This is a genomic window from Paenibacillus sp. FSL R5-192, assembly GCF_000517845.1.
GTDB classification, from domain to species: Bacteria; Bacillota; Bacilli; order Paenibacillales; family Paenibacillaceae; genus Paenibacillus; species Paenibacillus amylolyticus.
The window spans coordinates 693,259-719,301 of the sequence record NZ_ASPR01000014.1 but is presented as its reverse complement, the minus strand read 5'-3'; the positions used below and the strand labels follow the sequence as shown (position 1 = coordinate 719,301).

At 45.7% G+C, this 26,043-nt stretch carries 24 protein-coding genes; all 24 read right to left on the bottom strand.

Annotation, left to right across the window (positions count from 1 at the left end):
- Positions 1-6: 6 nt before the first annotated feature.
- A complete protein-coding gene (pnp, locus tag C161_RS11585) occupies positions 7-2,109 on the bottom strand; it encodes a polyribonucleotide nucleotidyltransferase (protein WP_036670397.1) in 2,103 nt (700 codons plus the stop codon).
- Positions 2,110-2,368: 259 nt separating this feature from the next.
- Positions 2,369-2,638 carry a 30S ribosomal protein S15 gene (gene rpsO, locus C161_RS11580; protein ID WP_036609297.1) on the bottom strand — a complete coding sequence of 90 codons (270 nt, stop codon included), beginning with the start codon at positions 2,636-2,638 and terminating at the stop codon, positions 2,369-2,371.
- A complete protein-coding gene (locus C161_RS33305; RefSeq protein ID WP_268745224.1) occupies positions 2,616-2,750 on the bottom strand; it encodes a hypothetical protein in 135 nt (44 codons plus the stop codon). The genes rpsO and C161_RS33305 overlap by 23 nt, the downstream gene beginning before the upstream one ends.
- 47 nt (positions 2,751-2,797) lie before the next feature.
- Positions 2,798-3,736: a bifunctional riboflavin kinase/FAD synthetase gene (locus tag C161_RS11575; RefSeq protein WP_036671020.1), complete on the bottom strand. Its 939-nt coding sequence runs from the start codon at positions 3,734-3,736 to the stop codon at positions 2,798-2,800.
- A 70-nt stretch (positions 3,737-3,806) separates the two neighbouring features.
- The gene (gene truB / locus C161_RS11570; RefSeq protein ID WP_036670396.1) at positions 3,807-4,730 is read right to left on the bottom strand and encodes a tRNA pseudouridine(55) synthase TruB; all 924 of its coding nucleotides are present in this window, start codon (positions 4,728-4,730) and stop codon (positions 3,807-3,809) included.
- Complete coding sequence (locus tag C161_RS11565) at positions 4,724-5,701, bottom strand: DHH family phosphoesterase (RefSeq protein ID WP_036670394.1); 978 nt, start codon at positions 5,699-5,701, stop codon at positions 4,724-4,726. The genes truB and C161_RS11565 overlap by 7 nt, the downstream gene beginning before the upstream one ends.
- A gap of 19 nt (positions 5,702-5,720) precedes the next feature.
- Positions 5,721-6,080: a 30S ribosome-binding factor RbfA gene (gene rbfA, locus C161_RS11560; protein ID WP_017689140.1), complete on the bottom strand. Its 360-nt coding sequence runs from the start codon at positions 6,078-6,080 to the stop codon at positions 5,721-5,723.
- Positions 6,081-6,105: 25 nt separating this feature from the next.
- The gene (gene infB / locus C161_RS11555; RefSeq protein WP_036670392.1) at positions 6,106-8,691 is read right to left on the bottom strand and encodes a translation initiation factor IF-2; all 2,586 of its coding nucleotides are present in this window, start codon (positions 8,689-8,691) and stop codon (positions 6,106-6,108) included.
- Entirely contained in the window at positions 8,684-9,013 is a 330-nt protein-coding gene (locus tag C161_RS11550; RefSeq protein WP_017689142.1) for a L7Ae/L30e/S12e/Gadd45 family ribosomal protein, read from the bottom strand. The genes infB and C161_RS11550 overlap by 8 nt, the downstream gene beginning before the upstream one ends.
- A complete protein-coding gene (gene rnpM / locus C161_RS11545) occupies positions 9,006-9,311 on the bottom strand; it encodes an RNase P modulator RnpM (RefSeq protein ID WP_017689143.1) in 306 nt (101 codons plus the stop codon). Before rnpM ends, C161_RS11550 begins: the two co-directional genes overlap by 8 nt.
- A gap of 25 nt (positions 9,312-9,336) precedes the next feature.
- On the bottom strand, positions 9,337-10,434 hold the full coding sequence (gene nusA, locus C161_RS11540) for a transcription termination factor NusA (RefSeq protein ID WP_036609309.1): 1,098 nt from the start codon (positions 10,432-10,434) through the stop codon (positions 9,337-9,339).
- 123 nt (positions 10,435-10,557) lie between these two features.
- Positions 10,558-11,019 carry a ribosome maturation factor RimP gene (rimP, locus tag C161_RS11535; RefSeq protein ID WP_036609311.1) on the bottom strand — a complete coding sequence of 154 codons (462 nt, stop codon included), beginning with the start codon at positions 11,017-11,019 and terminating at the stop codon, positions 10,558-10,560.
- Positions 11,020-11,275: 256 nt separating this feature from the next.
- Positions 11,276-15,595, bottom strand: a complete 4,320-nt coding sequence (locus C161_RS11530) for a PolC-type DNA polymerase III (protein WP_036670388.1) — start codon at positions 15,593-15,595, stop codon at positions 11,276-11,278.
- A gap of 152 nt (positions 15,596-15,747) precedes the next feature.
- Positions 15,748-17,202 carry a proline--tRNA ligase gene (gene proS / locus C161_RS11525; protein WP_036670387.1) on the bottom strand — a complete coding sequence of 485 codons (1,455 nt, stop codon included), beginning with the start codon at positions 17,200-17,202 and terminating at the stop codon, positions 15,748-15,750.
- A 62-nt stretch (positions 17,203-17,264) separates the two neighbouring features.
- Entirely contained in the window at positions 17,265-18,536 is a 1,272-nt protein-coding gene (gene rseP / locus C161_RS11520) for an RIP metalloprotease RseP (protein WP_036609317.1), read from the bottom strand.
- 113 nt (positions 18,537-18,649) lie between these two features.
- Positions 18,650-19,789: a 1-deoxy-D-xylulose-5-phosphate reductoisomerase gene (locus C161_RS11515; protein ID WP_036670386.1), complete on the bottom strand. Its 1,140-nt coding sequence runs from the start codon at positions 19,787-19,789 to the stop codon at positions 18,650-18,652.
- A gap of 70 nt (positions 19,790-19,859) precedes the next feature.
- Complete coding sequence (locus tag C161_RS11510) at positions 19,860-20,654, bottom strand: phosphatidate cytidylyltransferase (RefSeq protein ID WP_036670385.1); 795 nt, start codon at positions 20,652-20,654, stop codon at positions 19,860-19,862.
- Positions 20,655-20,670: 16 nt separating this feature from the next.
- Positions 20,671-21,438, bottom strand: coding sequence for an isoprenyl transferase (locus C161_RS11505; protein WP_017689151.1), 768 nt, complete (start codon positions 21,436-21,438; stop codon positions 20,671-20,673).
- An 89-nt stretch (positions 21,439-21,527) separates the two neighbouring features.
- Complete coding sequence (frr, locus tag C161_RS11500; RefSeq protein ID WP_036670384.1) at positions 21,528-22,082, bottom strand: ribosome recycling factor; 555 nt, start codon at positions 22,080-22,082, stop codon at positions 21,528-21,530.
- The gene (pyrH, locus tag C161_RS11495) at positions 22,082-22,810 is read right to left on the bottom strand and encodes a UMP kinase (RefSeq protein ID WP_017689153.1); all 729 of its coding nucleotides are present in this window, start codon (positions 22,808-22,810) and stop codon (positions 22,082-22,084) included. Before pyrH ends, frr begins: the two co-directional genes overlap by 1 nt.
- A 232-nt stretch (positions 22,811-23,042) precedes the next feature.
- The gene (gene tsf, locus C161_RS11490) at positions 23,043-23,693 is read right to left on the bottom strand and encodes a translation elongation factor Ts (protein WP_036609326.1); all 651 of its coding nucleotides are present in this window, start codon (positions 23,691-23,693) and stop codon (positions 23,043-23,045) included.
- 115 nt (positions 23,694-23,808) lie between these two features.
- Complete coding sequence (gene rpsB, locus C161_RS11485) at positions 23,809-24,507, bottom strand: 30S ribosomal protein S2 (protein WP_017689155.1); 699 nt, start codon at positions 24,505-24,507, stop codon at positions 23,809-23,811.
- A 296-nt stretch (positions 24,508-24,803) separates the two neighbouring features.
- On the bottom strand, positions 24,804-25,430 hold the full coding sequence (locus tag C161_RS11480) for an endolytic transglycosylase MltG (RefSeq protein WP_036670382.1): 627 nt from the start codon (positions 25,428-25,430) through the stop codon (positions 24,804-24,806).
- A 3-nt stretch (positions 25,431-25,433) separates the two neighbouring features.
- The gene (locus C161_RS11475; RefSeq protein WP_036670381.1) at positions 25,434-26,018 is read right to left on the bottom strand and encodes a hypothetical protein; all 585 of its coding nucleotides are present in this window, start codon (positions 26,016-26,018) and stop codon (positions 25,434-25,436) included.
- Positions 26,019-26,043 lie beyond the last annotated feature (25 nt).

Sequence of the window (26,043 nt, the reverse complement as noted above, 5' to 3'; positions counted from 1 at the left end):
GGTATCCTAGGATTGAGCCGGAGCTTCAGCAGTCAAAACTGCTTTACGGGACAAGTTGATTCGACCTTGTGGGTCAATTTCTGTTACTTTTACCGTAATGGAATCACCGATAGCTACAACATCTTCCACTTTGGCAACACGTTCAGTTGACAGTTGCGAGATGTGTACCAGACCTTCTTTGTTCGGAAGTACTTCAACAAATGCACCGAATTTTTCTACGCGTTTTACTTTGCCGACATAAATCTCGCCGACCAATACTTCGCGCACAATACCTTCGATGATCGCTTTGGCTTTATCATTCATCTCCTGGTTGGAAGAAGCGATAAAGACACGTCCATCCTGTTCAATATCAATTTTAACACCGGTTTCTTCGATGATTTTATTGATGATTTTACCACCTGCACCGATAACATCACGGATTTTGTCCGGATTGATATGCATCGTTGTAATTTTAGGCGCATATTGTGATAACTGCTCACGTGGAGTTTTCAAAATTTCGTTCATTTTGCCCAAAATGTGCATACGGCCTTCTTTGGCTTGCGCCAATGCATCAGACAAAATTTGACGATTAATGCCAGCAATCTTGATGTCCATTTGGATTGCAGTTACACCTTCAGGTGTTCCAGCTACTTTAAAGTCCATGTCACCGAGGTGATCCTCCATACCTTGAATATCACTCAGAATGGATACATGATCTCCATCTTTGATCAGACCCATAGCTACACCCGCAACTGGAGCTTTGATTGGTACACCTGCATCCATCATAGCTAAAGTGCTGGCACAGATACTTGCCTGAGATGATGAGCCGTTGGATTCAAGAACTTCAGATACCAAACGAATCGTGTATGGGAAATCCGTTTCGGAAGGAATCACTTTGGAAAGCGCGCGCTCACCCAGAGCACCATGTCCGATTTCGCGACGGCCTGGAGCACGCAATGGACGCGCTTCGCCTACGCTGAATGGTGGGAAGTTATAGTGATGCATGAATCGTTTCGTTTCTTCAAGACTGATTCCGTCCAAAATCTGAACATCACCCAGTGCACCAAGTGTACAAACACTAAGTGCTTGCGTTTGCCCACGCGTAAACAGTCCTGTACCATGTGCACGTGGCAGCAGAGATGTATCACATTCGATTGGGCGAATTTCAGCAAGTCCACGTCCATCTGGACGAACTTTATCATGCGTGATCAGACGACGCACTTCTTCTTTGACGATATCGTGCAGAACTTCCTTCACGTCTTTGAACAATTCCGGACTTTCAATATATTTCTCTTCAAAGTGAGCAACGGTTTCGTCATTCACTACATCGATTGCATCTTGACGAGCATGTTTCTCGGCGATTTTAACCGCTTCGACCAGACGAGCGCTGGCGAATTCACGCACACTGCTGTTAACTTCAGCATTAACGGTACGCAACTTAACAGCCATTTTTTCTTTTCCAGCAACTTGCACAAGTTGTTCGATTACAGCAATAATATTTTGGATCTCATCATGTCCAAACATGATTGCTTCGAGCATCACTTCTTCCGGCACTTCGTTTGCTTCGGCCTCAACCATCATGATGGCATCTTTGGTTCCTGCAACGACCAGTTCAATATCACTGACTTCAAGCTGTGCAATCGTTGGGTTAATGATGAACTCGCCATCAATACGTCCAACTTTCACGCCACCAATCGGTCCGCTGAATGGAACATCCGAAATGCTCAATGCTGCCGATGTACCAATCATTGCAGCGATTTGCGGTTCGCAATCCTGATCCACACTCATAACGATATTCAGAACTTGTACATCATTCCGGAAGCCTTCCGGGAACAAAGGACGAATTGGACGGTCTGTCAGACGGCTTGAAAGAATGGCTTTCTCACTCGGTCTGCCTTCACGTTTAATAAATCCTCCCGGGATTTTACCTACGGCGTACAATCTTTCTTCATAGTTCACCGTTAATGGGAAAAAGTCCAGATCTTTCGGCTCACTTGATGCTGTCACGGTACACAATACCACGGTATCCCCGTATGTTACCTTAACGGCAGCATTAGCCTGCTTGGCCAAACGCCCGGTCTCAAGCGTAAGCTTTCTTCCACCAAGCTGCATTTCAACACGCTGTTCCATGAAACCCCTCCTTTTATTCGTTCCTAATTCAATGGATTCTGCATATTCACAGTATTTCCTGCTTGTCCTGCATTCATTAGCTATGTATGGAACTTTCAACATGCTAACCTGCACAACAAAAGCTCCTCACGGAGCCCCATCTACAAATATATGGCAACATGTTCATCTACAAAACAACCCGGCTGTAAGTTCCGCTTGTCCTTTTAGACAAAAGAATGACGGATAACAGCCAGGTTGATTTTGAAAACATGTACGATAATTAACGACGCAATCCGAGTTTTTCGATCAGTGCGCTGTAACGTTTAACATCTTTGTTTTTCACATAAGCCAAAAGCTTACGACGTTGACCTACCATTTTCAAAAGTCCACGACGTGAGTGGTGGTCTTTCTTATGCGTACGCAAGTGGTTTGTCAAACTTGTGATGTTTTCCGTAAGGATAGCAACTTGCACCTCTGGAGATCCTGTATCGGACTCGTGAGTTTTGTGCTCGTCGATCAGTTGTTGTTTACGTTCTTGAGTCAATGCCATCCTGTTCACCTCCTTCAATATAATCGCCATTAGCCTCGTCACCGCCGGTGAGAGCAAGCAACCAAGCCAAGGTTAATGTTGCCTCAATCGACAACGTAGTACAGTATATCATAATTGCCTAGTTAAAGTAAATGTAAACATGCATTTAATCCTGAACCTTTAAGATAACAGGCGGCCGGCAGTTAATGCATCTTCACGAATCTGGCTAATCAATGCCTCAATGGAGTCAAACTTTCGTTCTGCACGAATATAGTGAACGAGCTCAACCTTTAGTTCCTGGTCATACAAGTGTCCATCAAAATCAAGCAGGTGCACTTCAAACGTAGGTTTCATCCCACTTTCGTGAAACGTAGGTTTCACACCGAGATTCATTACGCCATGCAGTTCCTGTTCCCCATACTGCACACGAACAGCGTAAACACCTTTCGACGGGGTAACGTAATGATCCGTGAGTTCAAGGTTGGCTGTAGGAAATCCAATCGTTCGTCCACGCTTCTCCCCGTGAATGACGGTTCCTCTGATGCTGTAAGGTCGGCCAAGCCACTGACTGGCCTCATCCATCTCCCCACGCTTCAACAGGCCACGAATGAGAGAACTGCTCACTTTTTCACCATTTAACAAGAAAGGAGGAACGGTTTCCACCGTCATCTCTCCTTCTCCCAAAGTACGAAGAAGTTGTTCATCCCCTGCACCCTTGTGACCAAAACGGAAGTCAAAACCAACCACCGCTGTTCGTGTCTGAAGAGGAATCAACAAGTCGTGTACGAATTGTTGCGGCGTCAAACGTGAGAAATCTTCATTGAACTCCACCACATAGAGTACATCAACGCCCATTCCTGCCAAGATGTCTTCTTTATCTCTCAAGGGAGTTAAATAACCCTCGTAATCCCCTTTGCGCATAACTTCCTTCGGATGTGGATGAAAGGTCATGACCGCTGCCTGCATGCCCGTTTCCCGCGCAATGCGGACAGCTGATAAAATGACACTTGCATGTCCGAGATGCAGTCCGTCGAATTGACCAATCGCAAGCACTTGGGGCAGTGTGCTCAGCTCAGTCGAATGTAACGTCTGCGGATAGGTTAGCATTACGGTTTTCACAATCATTCACCTGCATTTCACTAGATAGGCCAAGCTTGAGCCTCACCACAACTCCAAGCCCGAAACCTCTTTATTCCGGCAAAAAGACTTTAACTGCCCTCACCGTTGGTTTTAGTTCATCCCGTTCAAATATCCCCAGAAACGTACCATCCTGAGCATACAACCGCAATAGACCAGGTTGCTCTACAGGCGGTTCCAGAAGACGTGCAGACAGTTTCTGACCTTGAAGTGCTCCTTTGGTCTGTTCTTCTCCAACCTTATGGGCCGGAATTGAAGCAATAGCCTCGTCAACAGGAATCAGCGCCTCCGCCAAAGTCCCGTCAGCCATAAGTTGTTCCACTTCTTCAATTCGAAGACAACGATCTGCAGAGATACCTGCCGATATCGTACGCTCCAGTTGAACCATGGTTGATGGATATCCGAGTTGCCGACCAATGTCTACACACAATGTCCGAATATAAGTTCCTTTTGAACATAAGGCCCGGAAGGATATATCGGTGGTCTCACCCTGAGTCTCAATCCCAGTAAGTTCGAGCTCATAGATTGTGACCTCACGGCTCTTACGCTCTACCGTCTTACCTTCACGAGCAAGCTCATAAAGACGTTTGCCGTCTACCTTTACCGCAGAATACATGGGTGGTACCTGTGAGATCGTGCCCAGAAACTGCTCAAGCACCTGTTGAACCTGTTCCTGTGTTACTTCCACAGTCGTTTCAGCCCGCTCAATGACTTCCCCTGTCATATCCTCTGTGTCAGTAGACAGTCCCAATCTCAGCGTAGCCAGATATTCCTTCGGAAGCTCCTGCATGTACTCCACCACACGTGTCGCCCGTCCAAGACAGAGCGGCAGAACGCCTGTAACTTGTGGGTCAAGTGTGCCCGTATGCCCAATGCGCTTCATTTTGAGAATGCGACGCATTTTGGCTACAACATCATGAGAAGTAAATCCCGCCGGTTTATATACTGGAAGTACACCTTCAAATGGCTTTACCATTGTGAATTCACCTGCTTCAGCACTTTTGCGATAATATCATCAAGTCTGCCTTCCAGACGACATCCGGCTGCGAGCACATGCCCGCCTCCGCCAAAGGTCTGGGCGAGTGCAGCAACATCAATCTTACCAGCTGAACGCAAAGAAACCTTGACTGCATTCTCGTTGATGACTTTGAAAAAGATACCAACTTCCACGCCCTGAATGTTGCGCGGATAGTTCACTACCCCTTCAAGATCTTCATTAGCTGCTCCACAAGCCACCATATCATCTGGTGTAATAACAACCCAGGCTATCTTTCCATCATCTGTCATCTGCAGGCTTGATAGTGCCTGATTCAAAATCCGAACTTGCGGAAGAGTCACCTGCTCCAACAAGGTCTGGGCGAGATAGGGTCCATCCACGCCATGTTCAAGCAGTCTGGAGGCAGTTGTCATTACATTTGGGCTGGTGTTGGCATAGCGGAATCCACCTGTATCGGTAAGCAATCCTGTATAAACTGCCGTCGCAACATCTTTATCCCATGTTACTTGGAACAGGTTAAGAAAATCGAACAAGATTTCAGCCGTTGCAGCAGCATCAGACTTAATGATGTTGACTGTACCATAAGCGTCATTTGTAGGGTGATGATCAATATTCAAAATAACAGCATCGTCTTCGAAATAATGACGTGTCAAACCTACTCTGGCAAAGTCTGCACAATCCACACAGATAACAGCTTTATATTTTCGCTGCGGTGGTTGTTCGGTCATGTTCACAATGTTGCCTGCTTCCCACAAAAATTGCATACGCCCGGGGATTTCACCTTCATTAATCATCGTGAATGTCTTACCCAGACATGACAGCAGCCAGCCCACCGTTACCGTCGAGCTGACTGCGTCACCGTCCGGCTGTACATGCGACACGACCAGGTAATCATCATGCTCCAGCAGAAATTGCTTTCCGGTCTGGAGCGCCTGTTCATAAGTGTGCATTGCCGTCTCCTCTATTCTGTTACTGGGATTCGTTCTTGTCGGAACCAATATCGCCAAGCAGCTTCTCAATTCGGCTGCCATAAGCGATGGATTCGTCAATCTTAAATATCAACTCGGGAACATGCCGGAACCGGATACGTTTGCCCAGCTCCGAACGCAAAAATCCATTTGCTTTTGCCAGAGCTTTCAGCGTGTTATCTTTTTGTTCCTGTTCACCGAAGACACTCAGATAAACTTTGGCTTGCGACAAGTCTCCTGTCACTTCGACTCCCGTTACCGTAATAAAGCCGATACGTGGATCTTTCAGTTCAGACTGGATGAGCAGACTTATTTCTTTCTTGATCTGCTCGCCCACTCTACCTGTACGAATCTTAGCCATTGTTGTTCACCTCATGCTTCCTTGCTTATCGTTGTACTGTCTCCATAATGAAAGCTTCGATAACGTCGCCTTCTTTGAGATCATTAAATTTATCAAGTGTGATACCGCACTCGTAACCTTGTGCTACTTCTTTGGCATCATCTTTATAACGTTTCAGGGAATCCAGCTTACCTTCGTAAAGGACAATGCCATCACGAATCAGGCGTGCTTCCGCAGAACGCGTAATTTTACCTGAGGTAACCATACAACCAGCGATGGTACCCACTTTACTGATGGAGAACGTGCTCCGAACTTCAGCATGACCGATAACTTTTTCTTTGTAGATCGGATCAAGCATACCTTTCATCGCTTGTTCAATTTCTTCGATAACACTGTAGATCACGCGATGCAGACGAATGTCTACTTGCTCTTGATCTGCAGTTGATTTCGCCTGGTTATCAGGACGAACGTTGAAACCGATCACGATAGCATTGGATGCTGCAGCTAAAATGATATCGGATTCTGTGATTGCACCAGCGCCGCTATGAATGATTTTCACGCGTACACCTTCAACTTCGATCTTCGCAAGGGAACCTTTCAATGCTTCAACCGAACCTTGTACATCACCTTTGATGATTACGTTCAGATCTTTGATCTCGCCATCTTTGATGTGCTGGAACAGATCATCCAACGTCACACGAGTATGCGTACCCAGATCGGATTCACGTTGCGTGATCGAACGTTTGTCAGCGATGGAACGCGCTTTGCGCTCATCTTCAAACACCATGAATGGATCTCCCGCACCTGGAACTTCAGTCAGACCTGTGATTTCTACAGGTGTTGAAGGTCCAGCTTCTTTCAATTTGCGACCTTTGTCATTGACCATCGCACGAACACGACCGAAGCAGTTACCTGCTACGAAAGCATCGCCGACTTTCAATGTACCGTGCTGTACGAGGATACGTGCAACTGGGCCACGTCCTTTATCCAGCTCGGCTTCAATCACTGTACCACGGGCACGTTTGTCCGGGTTCGCTTTGTATTCGTTCACTTCTGCAACGAGCAGAATCATTTCAAGCAGACCTTCCAGACCCATTCTTTGTTTCGCTGACACGTTAACAAAGATGGTATCTCCGCCCCACTCTTCAGGAACGAGTTCATAGCTGGTTAGTTCTTGTTTCACTTTGTCTGGATCAGCGCCCGGCTTGTCAATTTTGTTGACAGCCACGATGATTGGTAGCCCAGCAGCTTTGGCATGGTTAATCGCCTCAATGGTCTGTGGCATAACACCGTCATCCGCAGCTACGACAATAATCGTCATATCCGTAACTTGTGCGCCACGTGCACGCATCGCTGTAAACGCTTCGTGACCCGGAGTATCCAGGAACGTGATCTTTTTGTTGTTAATTTCAACTTGATATGCACCGATATGTTGCGTGATTCCGCCTGCTTCGCCATCGGATACATTCGTGGAACGAATCGCATCCAGCAAAGTAGTTTTACCATGGTCAACGTGACCCATGATCGTAACTACTGGTGGACGAGCCTGCAAGTCAGCAGCATCATCATTCTCTTCCAGTGTTTCGAAACGGTCATCTTCAAGCACAATCTTCACTTCAACCTCAACACCGAATTCACCTGAAAGCAGAAGGATCGTTTCGATATCAAGCTCTTGGTTGATTGTTGCCATAACGCCCATAGCGATGAGCTTTTTGATAACTTCGGAAGCATCCTTATGGAGCAACTTCGCTGTTTCACCAACGGTCATATCACCACGAACGATGATTTTCTTAGGTGTGTTATCAATTTTCTCACGTTGTTGGTACTGTTGTTGATTTCTGTTGCGGTTGTTCTTGCCACCACGGTTACCACGGAAGTTGCCGCCACGGTTGTCATCATAACGACGTCCACCGCCACCGCTGTTCGAACGGTTACCACTATTGTTGTTGTTGCCAGTAGTACCACCTGGGCCGCTTCTACGTTGGCCTTGTCCTTGGCTCTGACCTTGGCCACCGCTACGGTTGCCAGCAGTACCTGTATTACCACCGCTGTTAGGGCCTGAAGTTCTTACTTGACCGCCACCGCTGTTATTCGGACGTTGACCCGTTCCTTGCGGACGGGATGCAGTACTGCTTTGTCCACCTTGAGCTGGTCTTGGACGGTTAGTTGATTGTCCTCCTTGGCTTGAGCCTTGGGAAGAGTTCGTTCTGTTGCGGCTATCTTGGCCGCTGGGTCTTTGGGTGCCATTGTTATTGTTGGAATTTGGTCTATTGTTCATACCTACCTGCTTTTCCTGTTGTATTTTTGTTTGTACGGGACTACCGGATGGGTTACTGCTCTTCGGCGTGTTCACTCCGCCGGCCGGCTTGTTGCTGTCCACTGGTTTGTCACTGCGCACTGCCGAAGTAGCAACTGGTTTTGCATCGTTGCCTTGTTTCGAAGCAGCAGTGGATTTTATATCTTTAAAAAATTGTTCCACCTTACCTACTGAACCATTCTCCATGACACTCATATGATTGTTTACGGGAATTTCCAGCTTTTTAAGAATGGTTATAATTTCTTTACTACTCATATTAAGGGACTTCGCATATTCATAAACTCGCAATTTATCCTTGTTTTCCTGTTTACTCAATATACTCCACCTCCGACATTATACCGACTTGCTTGGAGATCATTTTTGCAAACCCTCGATCCGTTACTGCAAGAACAACACGCGTGTCTTTACCGATACTTGAACCCAGACTATCCCGGTCAAATCCGATCAACAGAGGAACCTTATAAGTTCCACATTTATCGCGAAATTTCTTTTGTGTATTGGCTGAGGCGTCACCCGCAACAATAACCATTTTAGCTTCGGAAGAACGGATCGCTTTAAGTACAATTTCTTCACCTGTTACAAGTTTACCTGCACGCATAGAGAGTCCCAAATAAGACAGCGTTTTAATATTAGTCATGTTCACGCTCCTGTGCTGCTTTGAATTCATCCTCAACCGCGATGAAGTCAGCTGCTAATTGCTCGTAAATTTCAGGTGAGACTTTGCCTTTTAACGCCCGATCCAAAGCCCGGTTTTTGAGTGCGAGCTTAAAACAGGACTCTTTGCCGCATAAATAGGCACCACGTCCGGATTTTTTGCCAGTCAAATCGATCAGCACTTCATCCTCTGGCGTTTTAACAATGCGAATCAGCTGCTTTTTGGGCATCATTTCTTGGCATGCCACACATTTGCGCAGCGGCACTTTTTTTGGTTTCATACGTCAGCGCCCCCCGTACTTTACTTTAGTCGACGGAGACGGAATCCTGATGCATTTCAGAAGAAGAATCTTTTTCTCTGCCGAATTCCTGTTCCGCCTGGCTCTCGCTCTTAATGTCGATTTTCCAGCCGGTTAATTTGGCTGCCAATCTGGCATTTTGGCCTTTGATACCAATTGCGAGGGACAGTTGATAGTCCGGAACGATAACCCGAGCCATCTTTTCTTCCTCAAATACATGAACTTCCAATACTTTGGAAGGACTCAGTGCATTAGCAACATATTCGTCTACCTGATCGGAGAAACGAACGATGTCGATTTTTTCACCGCGCAGCTCACCCACAATGGTCTGCACGCGCATTCCCCTAGGACCTACACAAGATCCAACTGGATCAACTTCCTCGTTGCGGGAGTGAACGGCAATCTTGGAGCGGAACCCTGCTTCGCGAGCGACGGAGCGAATTTCAACTACACCGTCAAAGATCTCAGGCACTTCCAGTTCAAAGAGACGTTTCAAGAGGCCCGGATGGGTACGGGACAAAATGATTTGCGGCCCTTTTGTCGTATTCTCGACCTTGGTGATATACGCCTTAATACGGTCACCATGAACAAACTTCTCGTTCGGCATCAATTCGGTCAGCGGTAAAGCCGCTTCGATTTTGCCCAGATCGATGTAGATATTGCGCAAATCCTGACGCTGCACCACTCCCGTAACGATATCTTCTTCCTTATCTACGAAAGCGTTGTAGATCAGGCCGCGTTCGGCTTCACGAATCCGCTGGGTCACTACCTGTTTGGCAGTTTGTGCCGCGATACGTCCGAAATCACGCGGCGTAACTTCAATCTCCGCAATATCTTCCAACTGGAAGTGTGGGTTGATTTCTCGTGCAGCAGGCAATGAAATTTCGGTACGTGAATCCAGGACTTCTTCCACGATCAATTTACGGGCATACACCCGAATAACTCCCGTATTACGGTTCATGTCAACACGCACATTCTGGGCCGTGTTGAAATTCCGCTTGTAGCTGGAAATTAGTGCAGCTTCGATCGCTTCAAACAGCACATCCTTGCTGATCCCTTTTTCCCGTTCCAATTCATTCATTGCTTCAATAAAATCCGTACTCATGAATGTTGATCCCCCTTTCAAACATGGCATCTCATACGTAAAACGGCGAAAGGCTCTGAACTCATGAGCACCTTGCCGTTATCGTGAGATGTGTCTTTTTCATTAATAAAGTGAACAAGGCACTTAAAACAAAATAGCTAGGCGCGCACTGGCAACCTTATCATAAGAAATGGCATGCTGTTTTTTGCCTGCTTCGATCACGAGTTCATCGTCATCAAAGGAAAGCAGCTTGCCTTCAAATTCCTTCAATCCGTTCACCGGCTCGTAGGTTGTAACAAAAACATTTTTGCCTACAGCTTTGGTAACGTCCTCAGGTTTTTTCAGTGGACGCTCCGCACCGGGAGAAGACACTTCAAGGAAATAGATGGTTGGAATCGGATCGTTCTCATCCAGCTTGGCGCTCAGCTTTTCGCTGATCAAGACACAATCGTCGATGTCGATGCCACCCTCTTTGTCGACATACACCCGTAAAAACCAGTTGCTGCCTTCTTTGACGTATTCGATGTCAACCAGCTCGAAGCCTTGTTCGTTCAAGTAGGGTTGGATCATTTCTTCCACGGTAGATTTAATGTTCGTTGTGCTCAAAACCAATAACCTCCAACTTAGGTTACACCAGCAAAAAAGCACTGGCAGATTATTCAATACCCAAGATTCTTGTATACCAAAGACTAAAGAGTGGGTTTCCCCACTCTTTAGAAATTCGTACTATCTCGTTCACTTCAAAAATTATAACATAGTCTGGTAATAGTGACAAGTAAGCGATGCTTCAGGCAGTTTACTTACTAATGAAGGAAAAATTACGTTCCCCCAACAATCGCTATGGTTAGATCCAAATTCAATCCTAGAAAAGGGAAAGCTGATTGCTCTCTGGCAAGCCACGGAAACATCCCATATTCGACAGGAGTTCAACAATGGTCTTACTTGCTTTCGACTTCTGCTGGAAGTCTTCCACTGACAGGAATTCACCATGATCTCTTGCCGCAGCAATATTGCGAGCTGCATTATCCCCGATTCCTGCCAAAGCTGAAAATGGAGGGATTAGTGTTTTTCCGTCAACGATGAACTTTGTCGCTTCTGAACGGTATAAGTCAATGGATTTCAGCGAGAATCCGCGTGCTGCCATTTCCAGACCCATTTCCAGGACAGGTAACATGTTTTTCTCTTTTGGAGGTGCCTGGAAACCTAATTGCTCAATTTCCGTAATTTTGCGATAAATCGCGTCATATCCCTGACACATCAGTTCGATATCAATCTCATCAGCTCGAACAGTAAAGTAAGTTGCGTAATATTCAATCGGATGATACAGCTTGAAGAACGCCGTACGTACTGCCGAAATAACATAAGCGGCCGCGTGAGCCTTCGGGAACATGTACTGGATTTTGAGACACGAATCAATGTACCATTGAGGCACTTTACAATTCTTCATCTCGTCAATCCATTCCTGTGGCAGACCCCGTCCTTTACGAACACTCTCGGTAATCTTAAATGCCAGACTTGCGTCCATTCCCGTTTTATAGATCAGAAATAACATGATATCATCCCGACAACCAATTACCGTCTTAATGTTACACGTTCCGTTCTTAATCAGATCCTGAGCGTTTCCAAGCCATACCCCTGTACCATGGGACAATCCGGAAATCTGCAGCAAATCGGCAAAAGACGTCGGCTGGGATTCAACAAGCATCTGACGTACAAACTTCGTTCCCATCTCCGGCACGCCAAACGTTGCGACTGGCGACCTAATCTGTTCCGGTGTAACACCCAAAGCTTCGGTTGAGTTAAACATGCTCATAACTTTCGGATCATTCATCGGAATGGTCGTTGGATCGACCCCTGTCAAATCCTGCAACATCCGCATCATAGTTGGATCATCGTGCCCCAGAATATCAAGTTTCAGCAAGTTTTCTTCAAAAGCATGATAATCAAAGTGTGTCGTTTTCCACTCCGCATTAACGTCGTCAGCCGGAAACTGAACAGGTGTAACGTCTTCGACCTCGATATAATCAGGTACTACAACAATACCACCGGGATGCTGGCCAGTACTCCGTTTCACCCCAGTACAGCCAGAGGCCAAACGATTCAATTCAGCTCCACGCCATTTCTTCTGATGATGTTCCTCGTACTTCTTGGCAAAACCAAATGCTGTTTTCTCAGCCACCGTACCGATGGTCCCCGCACGGAAAACACTCTTCTCACTAAATAGTACTTTCGTATAGTTATGAGCATGAGGCTGATAATCACCAGAGAAGTTCAAGTCAATATCGGGAACTTTATCTCCTTTAAATCCAAGGAAGGTCTCAAACGGAATATCCTGGCCTTCTCCTTTAAGTGTGCCACCACAATCCGGACACTCTTTCTCTGGAAGGTCAAATCCACTCCGAACACTGCCGTCCAGGAACCACTCGCTGTGTTTGCATTCTGAATTCACACAAATATAATGAGCAGGTAGTGGATTAACCTCGGATATACCCAGGAATGTAGCAACAACAGAGGAGCCAACCGATCCCCGCGAACCTACGAGGTAACCATCCTGATTCGATTTTTTAACCAAGCGTTCCGAGATCAGATAGTTGGCAGAAAAACCGTATTTAATAATTGGAATGAGCTCTTTCTCTAGTCGTGCAACGATTACTTCTGGTAATTCCTCGCCATAGATAGACTTGGCAGTGTCATAGCAGGTATTACGGATTTCTTCGTCCGCACCTTCCAGAATTGGAGTAAACAGTTTGTCCGGGAATAACTTAATTTCCTCAAAGCGGTCAGATAACTCTACCGTATTTGTAACAACGACTTCGTAAGCTTTATCTTGGCCCAGGAACTGGAACTCTTCCAGCATTTCCTCCGTCGTTCTAAAATGTGCATCCGGTTTACGTTGATCTTTGAGTGGACTAAAACCTGTAATTCCGTGAATGGTGATATCCCGATATAACTTGTCACGAGGTTCCAAGTAATGAACATTACCTGTGGCTATGACCGGTTTATTAAATTTTGCGCCTATATCAATGACTTTACGGATCGCTGTTTTGATTTCTTCGGGTGTAGCCACCAACCCTTTATCCACCAAATGCATATACATGGTAAGTGGTTGGATCTCCAGTATGTCATAGAACTCAGCGATCTCTTCCGCTTCTTCGAGCGATTTGTTAAGCACCGCTTCGAAAAACTCCCCTTTTTCACAGCCCGATATAATAACAAGGCCTTCACGCAAATTAATCAGTTTTGATTTGGGAATGCACGGTACCCGCTTGAAATGTTCCGTATGAGAGAGAGATACCAGCTTGTATAGATTTTTCTTACCGACATCATTCAATGCATAGATTCCACAATGGAAAGGTCTTGTATTCGACAAGTCGACACCTACATAATCGTTCAAGCGATCAAGCCTCGTTAAACCTTTCATCTGAGCAGCATCATTTAATAATCCGATCAGTATACCCGCGAGTGCAATCGTATCATCAATGGCACGGTGATGACTTTCAAGTCCAACCTTATATTTATCTGCCATCGTATTCAGACGGTGGTTCTTATTTTTTGGAAATAACAATCGCGCCAGTTCCAACGTGTCAAGGACAGGGTTAGGAAGCTCTGGCATTCCAATTTGCTTCAGGGAAGCCTGGATAAAGCCCATATCAAAACGTGCATTATGCGCAACAAGCACACCATCACCAGCAAACTGCACAAACTCACGAATGACAGGCTCCAGCTCAGGTGCGTCTTTTACCATGTCATCATTAATATTGGTCAACTGCTGAATGTTGTAGGGAATGCGTTCATGCGGATTCACAAAAGTTGCAAACCGGTCGATTTCTTTACCATCTTGCATCTTCACTGCTGCAATCTCAATGATTTTGTTCTGTGTTACCGACAAACCTGTGGTCTCGATATCAAATACGATGTATGTTGCTGTTTGGAGATCCAATGGCTGAGGAGCCATTACAACGGCAACAGAGTCATTCACGACATTGGCCTCGAGGCCGTAGATCATTTTAATCCCGTTTTTCTTAGCAGCCTTGGAAGCCTCGGGATATACCTGCACCCCACCATGATCAGTGACTGCAATCGCCTTATGTCCCCACTCTGCTGCCATTTTCACGTATTTGTCGATTGAAGTTACAGCATCCATCGTACTCATCGTAGAGTGCAAATGGAACTCCACCCGCTTCTCTGGTGCATTATCTTTGCGAGACGGCGGTGCTTTAACTTCAATCAGGTCCGATGGAATCATGGCGAGTTCAGGAATTTGCATAAACCGGTCATATTCTACACGACCACGCACTTTCACCCATTTACCATTAGCCAACAAACTGAGAATTTTTACATCTTCTTTTGTTTTGGCAAACATCTTCATTTGCATGGAGTCCGTGAAGTCGGTCAGGTAGAAGGTAAACAACGTATTTCCGTTTCGCAGTTCTTTACGATCCAGACCAAACACCGAACCTTGAAGCGTGACCTTTTTCTCTTCATCCTGGATTTCCTGCATAGGTACTGCAGGTTCCTTGATGTCATAACCCATTTGCAAACGCAGATCACCCTGCTCCTCATCCACCGGGATTTCTGTGTCCACTTCACTCATCATCTTCTCGATGACCTCAAGTTCTTCTACACGTTTTTGGGCCTGGAACTGTTCCATGGCCTCTTTATTACTTCCCACTTCACCCACTTGCATCTTGATGCGAAGAGGTAGATGAAAGTATTTTTCATAGAATTTCGTAATAGCTTGATCAATCTGTTTCTTACGAGCCAATTCCATCGACGTTGCATCACTCATTGTCAGTTGTAGAAGATCCTCTTCACATTCAAAGGTTGTCCGGTTCATCCAACCATTTACAGATGGAATCTCACGGGTAACCCACTCCAGAAACAGATTCCAATATTCACTGACGATATCCCCATTTTGTACTTGGTCCGTGTATTTGAAGCCAAATGAAATTTTGGCGATATGATTCATCTTCTCTTGAATATGCAGGCAAAATGTGCGATATATTGGAGCGGGTACCAACGTATCCTTTGCAATCAGAATATTCCATTCCCGATTACTTCGATTGGTCTCTACTTGTTCAATCCATCCATCCAAAAAATAGGGCTCTAACAGACCAGCCGGAAGCTCTGCCTGTTTCATCAACAACTCAAACCGTTTTCTTTTCTCCTCGAATCCGCTCATCGTGTTCCTCCTTGTACCCCCTTAAAGCATGAAAAGCCCCTGCATTCAAAAATGTCACCGATCCGAACTCGCACCGACTCATTTTATCCGACAGAAGCTCTCCATTCATTACTTAAACGGTGAATAAGTGCTTTTCGTCAAGTGATCCTGACTTAGTATGCTCTTGCAAACACAACCGTGTGTTCTGCCTGTTCACCACAAGCCAGGCACGTATGCTTTTCTTCCGCAGGCTGGAACGGAATGTTCCGGCTTGTTGCACCTGTGACTTCTCTTACTTTATCTTCGCAAGTTTCCGAACCGCACCATCCGGCCAGTGTAAACCCGCGTTTATTTTCCATCAGTTCTTTCATCTCATCGAGTGTATCCACGGAGTAGAAGTTATCCGACATAAATGTGCGAGCACGCTCTAACATATCTACCTGGATCTGTGTCAGCATAGCCTGGATCTCTTCTACCAGGTTTGCTTGTTCTACCACTTTCTTCTCACCTGTGATCCGTGATACGAGTACACAAACGCCATTTTCCATATCACGTGGACCAATCTCCAGACGAATCGGAACACCGCGCATCTCGTATTCATTGAACTTCCAACCTGGGCGAACATCACTGCGATCATCCATTTTCACACGGACTCCAGCTTTTTTCAACTCAGTGAACAACTCGTCTGCACGCCCAACAACAGCATCACGTGTTTTAGGAGGTCCAATTGGAATCATGACCACTTGAGTCGGTGCGACTTTAGGAGGAAGTACGAGACCACGGTCATCTCCATGAACCATAATTAATGCACCGATCAAACGTGTGCTTACTCCCCATGAAGTAGTGTAAGCCAGCTCCAGCACATTATTCCGGCTAAGATACTGGATTTCAAATGCTTTTGCAAAGTTCGTCCCCATGTAGTGAGATGTACCTGCTTGTACTGCACGTCCATCCTTCATCATGGCTTCGATCGAGTAGGTATCCACCGCACCCGCAAACTTCTCGGACTTGGTTTTCTGACCCACAATTACAGGAATAGCCAAGTATTCCTCAACCACTTCACGATAAATCTGAAGCATTTTCATCGTTTCTTCACGTGCTTCTTCTTCCGTCTCATGCGCTGTATGACCTTCCTGCCACAGGAACTCACTTGTGCGAAGGAAAGGCAATGTTCTTTTTTCCCAACGAACTACGTTAGCCCACTGGTTGATCAGTACCGGAAGATCCCGATAAGACTGAATCCACTTGGAATACATGTGACCAATAATCGTTTCGGATGTAGGACGGATTGCCAGACGTTCTTCCAGCTTCTCTCCGCCAGCTTCCGTAACCCATGGTAATTCAGGGTTAAAACCTTCCACGTGCTCTTTTTCCTTTTGAAAGAAGCTCTCAGGAATGAACATCGGGAAGTAGGCGTTGCGATGACCCGTTTCCCGGAAACGACGATCCAACTCATCCTTAATATGTTCCCAGATTTCAAATCCGTCTGGTTTGAACACAATACAACCGCGTACGGGTGCATAGTCCATGAGATCAGCTTTTTTGATAACATCAATGTACCAGCGTGAGAAATCCTCACCCTGTGGTGTGATTTCAGTCACGAACTGTTTATCATTTTCCTTTGACATAAGACTCCAGCGTCCTCCCATAACGACTATCTCTGAATGTCCAGAGCGTAGTCCAACCGTAATTATCCGTTAATTAAACGTAATATATCATTGTAAGTTACTGCCAGCATCAACACAAACAACATCGCAAATCCGACGAAATGCACCATGCCTTCGCGATTGGGATCAACAGGTCTGCCGCGCAGCGCTTCAATTCCCAAAAATACCAGACGACTGCCGTCCAGTGCAGGTATTGGTAGCAGGTTGAAAATCCCAAGGTACAGACTCAAAATCGCTGCCCATCTCGTTAACTGTTCAATCCCTTGTTTAGCAATTTGTCCTGTCACTTCAAATGTGCGAACTGGACCACCGATATCATCCATGTTGAACTGATTGATCAGATGTTTAAAACCTTCAAATATTATTTTGGTTGTATCAACCATGGCCACGCCTGAGACTTTAAATGTCTCTACAAATCCAACAGATCGGGTTGGTAACGTAGGTACGATTCCCACTTTACCGCCCTCTTGTCCTTCTACAGCACGTGGAGTAATCGTTATATTAAACGTATCCGAACCCCGGCGCAGCGTCCATTCCATCGGCTTGTCTTTGGAATCGGCAATCATCGACACCATTTTTTGTGAATCCGTACCAATTGCAGTACCATTGATGGTTTCGATAATATCGCCCTTTTGCAGGTTCGCCTCATCGGCTGCCCCACCTTCAAGCACTTCACCAATTACAAGATTTTTTGGATTTTCCACTGGAACTCCTGCCATCTGGGCATATACAGCAAACAGCACAAAGGCCAAGATAAAGTTCATGAGTGGGCCCGCAAAAATAGCCAATGCACGCTGTCCAACAGTTTTGCTGCCGAATTGACGATCTTTCGGTGCAATCTGCGTTTGTTTACCACGACTTACCAACATTGCTTGAGGATGAATACGATACTCCTGAATCTCTCCATCTACATCGAGTTGAAGCTTCAGCGCTCTCTCCATATCAATGGAGATGACTTCACCACGTATTACATTTTTACGGTTATCCAGCTGATCCAGATAGATCATCTTCACCTGGTCATCCGCTGATCTTACCGCAATGGTCTGTCCTTCCTGGATCTCTACCAGTTCCGGATCTTCCCCTGCCATCCGTGCATATCCACCAAAAGGCAACAAACGCAATGTAAACTGGGTCTCGTTTCTTTTATATGAGAACAATTTGGGACCAAAACCGATCGCAAACTCCCGTACAAGAATACCGGCGCGTTTGGCAAAATAATAATGCCCCCATTCATGAACCGTCACGATGACAAAGAACATGAGCACCGTTAGAAATACCACTTGTATGGTTTCCAATCCCTATCCATCCTCCTTCACGGCACATACCGCAGTCTGTCCCTCTAGATTATCATTATTCTCTGATGCCGCACAAGAGAATCACTTCTTCCAATTTGTTATGAAAAAAGAGATTACAGACTCGCCGCAAGCTTACGGCTCTCCTGATCACAACGCGCGATCTCCTGAAGATCAGGCTCGTCCACATTGTGGTGTGCTTCCAGCACAGAAGCAATAATATCTTCTATTTTAAGGAATGAAATCTCTTTACGCAAGAAACGGGCTACAGCAACCTCGTTGGCTGCATTAAACGCCGTTGTTGCGGTTCCTCCCATTTTACCACACTCATACGCCATTCTTAAACACGGGAACCGTTCCATATCCATATCACGGAAATGTAATTTCCCAGCTTGAGCAAGAGACAGACGCTGTGCCGGTGATGGCAAGCGGTCAGGGTAAGTCAGTGCATATTGAATTGGAACTCGCATATCCGGATTCCCCAGTTGTGCGATGATGCTTGTGTCATCAAATTCCACATAGGAATGAATAACACTCTCTGGGTGAAGCAATACATTAATCTGATCATATCGAAGACCAAATAACCAATGTGCTTCAATGACCTCGAGCCCCTTGTTAACCATCGTTGCCGAGTCTATCGTGATTTTGGAGCCCATTGACCAATTTGGATGTTTAAGTGCATCCTCTATAGTCACGTTCTTTAACTGTTCACGGGTAAGATCACGGAATGATCCACCTGAAGCGGTGAGCGTGATGCCTGTCAGGCGTTCTTTGTTTTCACCATTTAAACATTGGAATATAGCAGAGTGCTCACTATCAACGGGCAGTAAAGAAACTCCTTTGGCAGCCGCTCTTGTCGTAACGATATGCCCCGCTGTAACCAATGTCTCCTTATTGGCCAGTCCGATCTGTTTGCCTGCATCTATGGCAGCAAGCGTTGACTCCAATCCAACACTGCCCACCACCGCTGTAACAACCGTATGCGCATCGGTTCCTGCCGCAACTTCTACGAGTCCTTCGTTGCCATAAAATAGTTGCGTTCCTGCTGGCAAATGTGGAGCTATCTTCTCCGCCAGTTCTTTGGACCCCACTGATACTTTCTTCGGCCGGTAACGTTTGGTTTGTTCGATCAGCAGGTCTGTATTGCCTCCGGCAGCCAGTCCCTCCACTTGAAAGAGTTCTGGATGCATGTCAACTACATCCAGTGTCTGGGTTCCAATGGAACCGGTTGACCCAAGAATCGCAATTTTTTTCATGCTGCACCTCATCTTTAATTATCCAATGCCTACGGCGAACAATGCTGTTATCTCAGACTCATGTTCTTCTTTAGTAGGGCAGTAGCATTAGTATATGTACGAATGGAAAAACAACAATCCAGCTGTCGCACCGATCAAGAATGCCTCCATGCCCTGGGAGAAGACTGCCTGAATCCTTGATATTATATACACGTTTGTATGCAGACTGGATCAAGTCACCCATCTGACCTACAACTGCACAGGCAATTCCGATCACAATCGCTCTCTGCCAGGAAAGCAAACCATCTGATACTAATGCAAAAATAACAGAAGTAACAATTGCAATTACGATGCCACCCAGTGCACCCTCTATAGTTTTGTTTGGACTGATAGAAGGCCACAGTTTGTTTTTACCAATGAGTTTCCCTACAAAATAAGCTCCTGCATCACTGGCCCATATGGAGCCCAGCAACAGGAACGTCCAGAACAACCCATGATGCAGATGTCTGGATTCTGCAATGTAATAGAAACCGATCCCTATATACAACACGCCGAGGAAAAGCATGGCCACTGTATTCACGGGAACCTTATTTTTGGTGACAACCGAAGCTGTCATCAGTACAAGCATTACTATCCAGATGACCTGAAATAAGGATAGCGGTCTTGCCTCCCAAAACATTTCCCAAGGAAACACAATGGCAAACACACCAGCATATCCAATCAGGGCCACACCTGAAAAAGGCATCACCCCGGTCATTTTAACAAATTCATAATAACCGATGAGAGCCATAAGCAATACCAAACCATGGTACCAGGGTCCGCCCAGCATGCAAAAACCTAAAAACAACACACCTGCTATGATTCCTGTCGTTAGTCGCTGTTTCAACGGCTTCATCCTCCATCTATTTCAAACCGCCGTAACGCCTTGTTCTGCGCTGATATTCGGCTACTGCTTCAAGCAAATGCTTTTTGCCAAATTCGGGCCAGTATATATCCGTAAACCATAATTCACTATATGCAAGCTGCCAAAGCATAAAGTTGCTTAATCTCAACTCTCCGCTCGTCCGGATCAGCAGATCCGGATCAGGCATGTCAACCGTCAGCATATGTCTATCAATGAGTTCAGGTGTTATATCCTCTGCCGATAGTTCCCCCGATTTCACCTGCAGAGCGATCTGTTTAACACAGTCCGTCATTTCACGACGACTTCCATAGTTCATTGCAAAATTCAAAACGAGACCTGTATTATGTTCCGTAAGACGAATGGCTTCCCGCAAGGCATTAATGGTATGAGAAGGTAAATGTTCCTCTTGACCCATCATGCGAATGCGCACATTTTTTTCTATAAGTTCATCCAGCTCTATAGCTAGAAATTCTTGCGGAAGTCGCATCAGAAAATCCACTTCTTCTTTTGGACGCGTCCAGTTTTCTGTCGAAAAAGCGTACATCGTCAGATATTTGATGCCCAGTTCATCCGCCGCGATGGTCGCACGTTTGACCGCCTTCATGCCATTTTGGTGCCCGGCTATACGCGGCAGCCCCAAACGTTTGGCCCATCGTCCATTGCCGTCCATGATGATGGCGACGTGCTGCGGGATATTGTCCTCGGATATAGTCAGCGTTTCCTGCTTGTCAGCCCCATTCCACCACGACCGAACCCGTTTGATCATTCCTGTTCCTCCAAAATCCCTGAAGTTTCTTTATCTGAAGCTTGGAAAAAGAGACAAAACCCCACCGTATTGGAGGGGCTGCGCTTGTCTTACACTTCCATGATTTCTTTTTCTTTGGCAGCGAGTACCTTATCGACTTCAGCAATAAACTTGTCGGTCGATTTTTGGATATCATCTTGATGTCTCCGGGATTCATCCTCAGAAATATCTGACTTTTCCAGTTTCTTGATGTCATCATTCGCATCACGGCGAATGTTACGAATCGCTACTTTACCTTCTTCACCGAACTTCTTCGTCAGCTTAACAAGTTCCGCTCTACGTTCTTCCGTCAATGCCGGAATAGACAAACGGATCATGCTACCATCATTGGCTGGAGTAAGACCCAGATCCGATTTCATGATGGCACGCTCGATGTCACTCATGGAGGATTTGTCCCAAGGCTGAATCATCAGTGTACGGGAATCCGGAGTACTAATATTAGCGAGTTGATTCAATGGCGTCATTGCTCCATAATACTCTACCTGAATTCGGTCCAGAAGAGCTGGAGTTGCGCGGCCTGCACGCAAAGTAGCCAGGTCACGACGCAATGCTTGAATTGCTTTTTCCATACGCTCTTCGGCATGTTGTTTAACCGCTTGTGGCATTAATCTACACTCCCTTTAACGATTGTTCCGATACGTTCGCCCAGAACAACACGTTTGATGTTACCTTGTTCCGTAATGGCAAATACGATCAACGGGATGTTGTTGTCCTTACAAAGCGAGGATGCCGTTGAATCCATTACACCAAGGTCTTTGTTAAGAATATCCATGTAAGTCAACTGATCAAATTTCACAGCTGTACTGTCCTTAAACGGATCTGCTGAGTATACACCATCAACTTTATTTTTGGCCATCAAGATAACTTCTGCTTCAATCTCCGCTGCGCGCAGTGCTGCTGTTGTATCCGTGGAAAAGAACGGGTTACCTGTACCTGCTGCAAAAATAACGACCCGGCCTTTCTCCAGATGGCGAATAGCTCTACGACGAATATAAGGCTCTGCAATCTGTTGCATTGCAATAGATGTCTGTACACGCGTAGGCACTTCAATCTGTTCCAAAGCATCCTGCAGTGCCAGCGAGTTCATTACTGTCGCCAGCATACCCATATAATCGGCAGTTGCACGATCGATGCCGTTTTCGCTACCGGCAATTCCACGCCAGATGTTTCCGCCGCCACATACAATAGCAACCTGTACACCAAGTGCAACAACCTCTTTTACCTGTTGGGCAATCGACGAGATCGTATCTGCATCAATACCGTAGCCGTTTTGACCGGAAAGAGACTCTCCGCTGACCTTTAAGACAACACGTTTAAATACTGGCTGTTCCAATTATTCACCCTCCACTTTGAATCGAACACGCTTGGTGTTCAACCAACAAAACTTCTCGCGCATGGCCTCCTGCTTAAAAAGAAAGGAACACAGTTGTGTTCCGCTCTTTTAGGAAAAACGTTTAACCGGTAAGGCACTGTTTTCCTGAGATATAAGGGAGTTTACGCTTCGAAGTTTCATCATTCTTATATCTTCGAAAATCAATTCTGCTCGCCGGTTTATAGAAACCGTCTTATTTGTTTACTTGGGACATTACTTCTTCTACGAAGTTGTCTACTTTTTTCTCAAGACCTTCACCCAGTTCGTAACGAACGAAACGACGGATGGAGATGTTTTCACCAATTTGGCTGATTTTTTCGTTCAGCAATTGAGAGATCGTTTTGTCTGGATCTTTAACAAAAGTTTGTTCCAGCAGGCAGTACTCTTCGTAGTATTTACCGATACGGCCTTCAACCATTTTTTCAATGATTTTTTCTGGTTTGCCTTCGTTAAGAGCTTGAGCTTTCAGAATTTCTTTTTCTTTTTCCAGCTCATCTGCAGGAACTTCTTCACGTGTAACGAATTTAGGATTAGCTGCAGCGATTTGCATAGCTACATCTTTAACGAAATCCTTAAATTGATCCGTTTTACCAACGAAGTCTGTTTCACAGTTAACTTCAACCAAGACACCAATACGTCCACCAGCGTGGATGTAAGATTCAACAACGCCTTCAGTTGCTGCACGGCCTGCTTTGCTTGCTGCTGCAGAAAGACCTTTCTCACGCAACAATTCAGCTGCTTTTGTTACATCACCGTTTGCTTCTTCCAGTGCTTTTTTGCAATCGAGCATACCAGCGCCCGTTCTTTCGCGAAGTTCTTTTACTGCACTCGCATTAACTGCCATTATAAATTCCCTCCAACATTAAGTATTGTACGTACACTCTAAAAAAAGGGCAGTGAGAGGTTATCCACCTGCCAACCACCCTTTTCATTTAGTTTATAACATATGTTCGAATCTATTAAGCGGAAGTTTCTTCGCCTTGGTTAGCTTCGATTACAGCATCAGCCATTTTACCTGTCAGCAATTTAACAGCGCGGATCGCGTCGTCATTACCTGGGATAACATAATCGATCTCATCCGGATCGCAGTTAGTATCAACGATACCAACAATTGGGATACCCAATTTGCGAGCTTCCGCAACAGCGATACGCTCTTTGCGTGGATCGATGATGAACAGGGCGCTTGGCAGGCCTTTCATATTTTTAATACCGCCCAAGAATTTCTCCAGACGATCTTTTTCTTTGCGAAGCAAGATTACTTCTTTTTTAGGCAATACAGCGAATGTACCGTCTTCTTCCCAAGCTTCCAACTGTTTCAAACGATCAATACGTTTTTGAATAGTTTGGAAGTTAGTCAGGGTACCACCGAGCCAGCGTTGGTTAATGTAAAATTGACCAGCACGTTCAGCTTCTTCTTTAACAGAATCTTGAGCTTGTTTCTTAGTACCCACGAAAAGAATTTTACCATTCTCTCCTGCGATTCCTTTAACGAAATTGTAAGCCTCTTCGACTTTTTTCACCGTTTTTTGCAAATCGATGATGTAAATTCCGTTTCTTTCAGTGAAGATATAACGATCCATTTTTGGGTTCCAACGACGAGTTTGGTGACCGAAGTGTACCCCAGCTTCGAGAAGCTGCTTCATGGAGATTACTGCCATCTTCACACACCTCCTAATATGGTTTTTATTGTGTCCTCCGCCGGCATCATTTTTCGCCAAGACTCTCCATAAGGAAAGCACCCTCAACAAAATTAGCACATGCGTGTGTTTTAACACCGTTATCTAATATAGCATAACTGACTGTCCGATGCAACAGTCTTTGAAGCTAAAATCTACTTTTCGTTTTTTGCTAGTATCGAATCATTTTAAACTTGATATGTAACTCAGGCGCTAATTATTATCAAGCTTTGAAAATGTACCGTTTAATACGCAAAAACCGTCCTGTCCGAGCATGCTCAGTTTGACGGTTCTTTCGTGATTTTTGCGATAATGGATTTGAAACTTTCGCCTTTTTCAAGCGCATAGGTACCCACCTGGATTTTGGTATTGATTCGCTCAGCCTTGCCAGCCTTTATGAATGCTTGAGCATCATCTACGATTCCCGCAGTTTTTAGGTTTGCTGCAACGATCGCCAGACTGTTGCCTGAACGTACTTTAAATGATACTGTTGCGCCTTTCGGATTGCTTGGCGTTACAGGTTCTGTTGTCTTCGGCTCAGTTATCTCTTTCTGCCCTTCACCTTCACTTGCAGCAGGCTCTTGTGGCTTCTCAGGCTCGGTAGGTGTTTCCGTAGAGGTTGCTGTCTCTGGCGGTGTTGCTGTACTCCCCTGCAACTCACTGCTCTCCTGCTTTTTCTTTGCCACCCACTCTGCTTCTGTGTATAGTTCCTCTTCAGAACCGACCAACTTCATATCCAAGGTTTTCGCGGCCGTTTCAAGCTGTTCTTTGGTCATATTGGCAGTCTGCTCGGGGTCCAGATTACTATCCGACAATGCATTTTGTCCAACTGTGGCCAGTTGAAGCAAAACCGCACCAATAATCATGCCGCTCCCCAGACCAATCCATAAGGATCGCTTGTCCATGACTTAGCTTTCCTCCCGTTCTGCCAGTTGCAGTATTAACTGTACCTCACCTCGCTGAATGCCTGTCTGCTTGGATATGGCATCCATCGACTTACCTTCAGCATGTAGATTAAAGAGTTCTGCATATCGATCTTTAATCGATTCACGCCCAGGCAAAGATTCGACTTCACTGGTCTGTTGGTCTGCTTCTAACGCCTGCTGGGCCGCCTCTGCTTGTACACTTTTCACGAGCGCTTGTGCTTGCAAACCTTCGGAAGATTGTACGGATACATTACCGGAGTGTGGAACAGGTGATGCGACAGCTTCATTCTTTTTGCTCTGTTCCAGCTGATCCAACCGCTGCTGTAATTCCTGAAGTTGCAATTGCATACGTTGATCGGCTGCTGTCGCTTCTCCCTTCATTTCAGCCACACGTTGAATAAGAGCATCATTATCATTTTCGATCTCGGTCATGTAGTGCTCAAGCGTAGATTCCATCTCCTGCACCAGTTGATGCCCAGGCTCTTGCACCTTGTTTTTCCGTGGCATAATACAAGCGTAGGCGATGGCGCAGGCCCCTAATATGACAATAATGATCCATGGTGACAAATTGGGTTCTCTCCTTCTGATTCAA

Excerpts from the sequence above, each read along its gene's own strand:
- C161_RS11505 (WP_017689151.1), bottom strand. The coding sequence starts at position 21,438 with ATGATCAAACGGGTTCGGTCGTGGTGGAATGGGGCTGACAAGCAGGAA.
- rbfA (WP_017689140.1), bottom strand. The coding sequence starts at position 6,080 with ATGGCTAAGATTCGTACAGGTAGAGTGGGCGAGCAGATCAAGAAAGAA.
- frr (WP_036670384.1), bottom strand. The coding sequence starts at position 22,082 with ATGCCACAAGCGGTTAAACAACATGCCGAAGAGCGTATGGAAAAAGCA.
- C161_RS11480 (WP_036670382.1), bottom strand. The coding sequence starts at position 25,430 with ATGGACAAGCGATCCTTATGGATTGGTCTGGGGAGCGGCATGATTATT.
- truB (WP_036670396.1), bottom strand. The coding sequence starts at position 4,730 with ATGGTAAAGCCATTTGAAGGTGTACTTCCAGTATATAAACCGGCGGGA.
- C161_RS11565 (WP_036670394.1), bottom strand. The coding sequence starts at position 5,701 with ATGCACACTTATGAACAGGCGCTCCAGACCGGAAAGCAATTTCTGCTG.
- pnp (WP_036670397.1), bottom strand. The coding sequence starts at position 2,109 with ATGGAACAGCGTGTTGAAATGCAGCTTGGTGGAAGAAAGCTTACGCTT.
- C161_RS11550 (WP_017689142.1), bottom strand. The coding sequence starts at position 9,013 with ATGACTAATATTAAAACGCTGTCTTATTTGGGACTCTCTATGCGTGCA.
- proS (WP_036670387.1), bottom strand. The coding sequence starts at position 17,202 with ATGTCAAAGGAAAATGATAAACAGTTCGTGACTGAAATCACACCACAG.
- C161_RS33305 (WP_268745224.1), bottom strand. The coding sequence starts at position 2,750 with ATGATATACTGTACTACGTTGTCGATTGAGGCAACATTAACCTTGGCT.
- nusA (WP_036609309.1), bottom strand. The coding sequence starts at position 10,434 with ATGAGTACGGATTTTATTGAAGCAATGAATGAATTGGAACGGGAAAAA.
- rnpM (WP_017689143.1), bottom strand. The coding sequence starts at position 9,311 with ATGAAACCAAAAAAAGTGCCGCTGCGCAAATGTGTGGCATGCCAAGAA.
- rpsB (WP_017689155.1), bottom strand. The coding sequence starts at position 24,507 with ATGGCAGTAATCTCCATGAAGCAGCTTCTCGAAGCTGGGGTACACTTC.
- C161_RS11530 (WP_036670388.1), bottom strand. The coding sequence starts at position 15,595 with ATGAGCGGATTCGAGGAGAAAAGAAAACGGTTTGAGTTGTTGATGAAA.
- C161_RS11515 (WP_036670386.1), bottom strand. The coding sequence starts at position 19,789 with ATGAAAAAAATTGCGATTCTTGGGTCAACCGGTTCCATTGGAACCCAG.
- tsf (WP_036609326.1), bottom strand. The coding sequence starts at position 23,693 with ATGGCAGTTAATGCGAGTGCAGTAAAAGAACTTCGCGAAAGAACGGGC.
- rpsO (WP_036609297.1), bottom strand. The coding sequence starts at position 2,638 with ATGGCATTGACTCAAGAACGTAAACAACAACTGATCGACGAGCACAAA.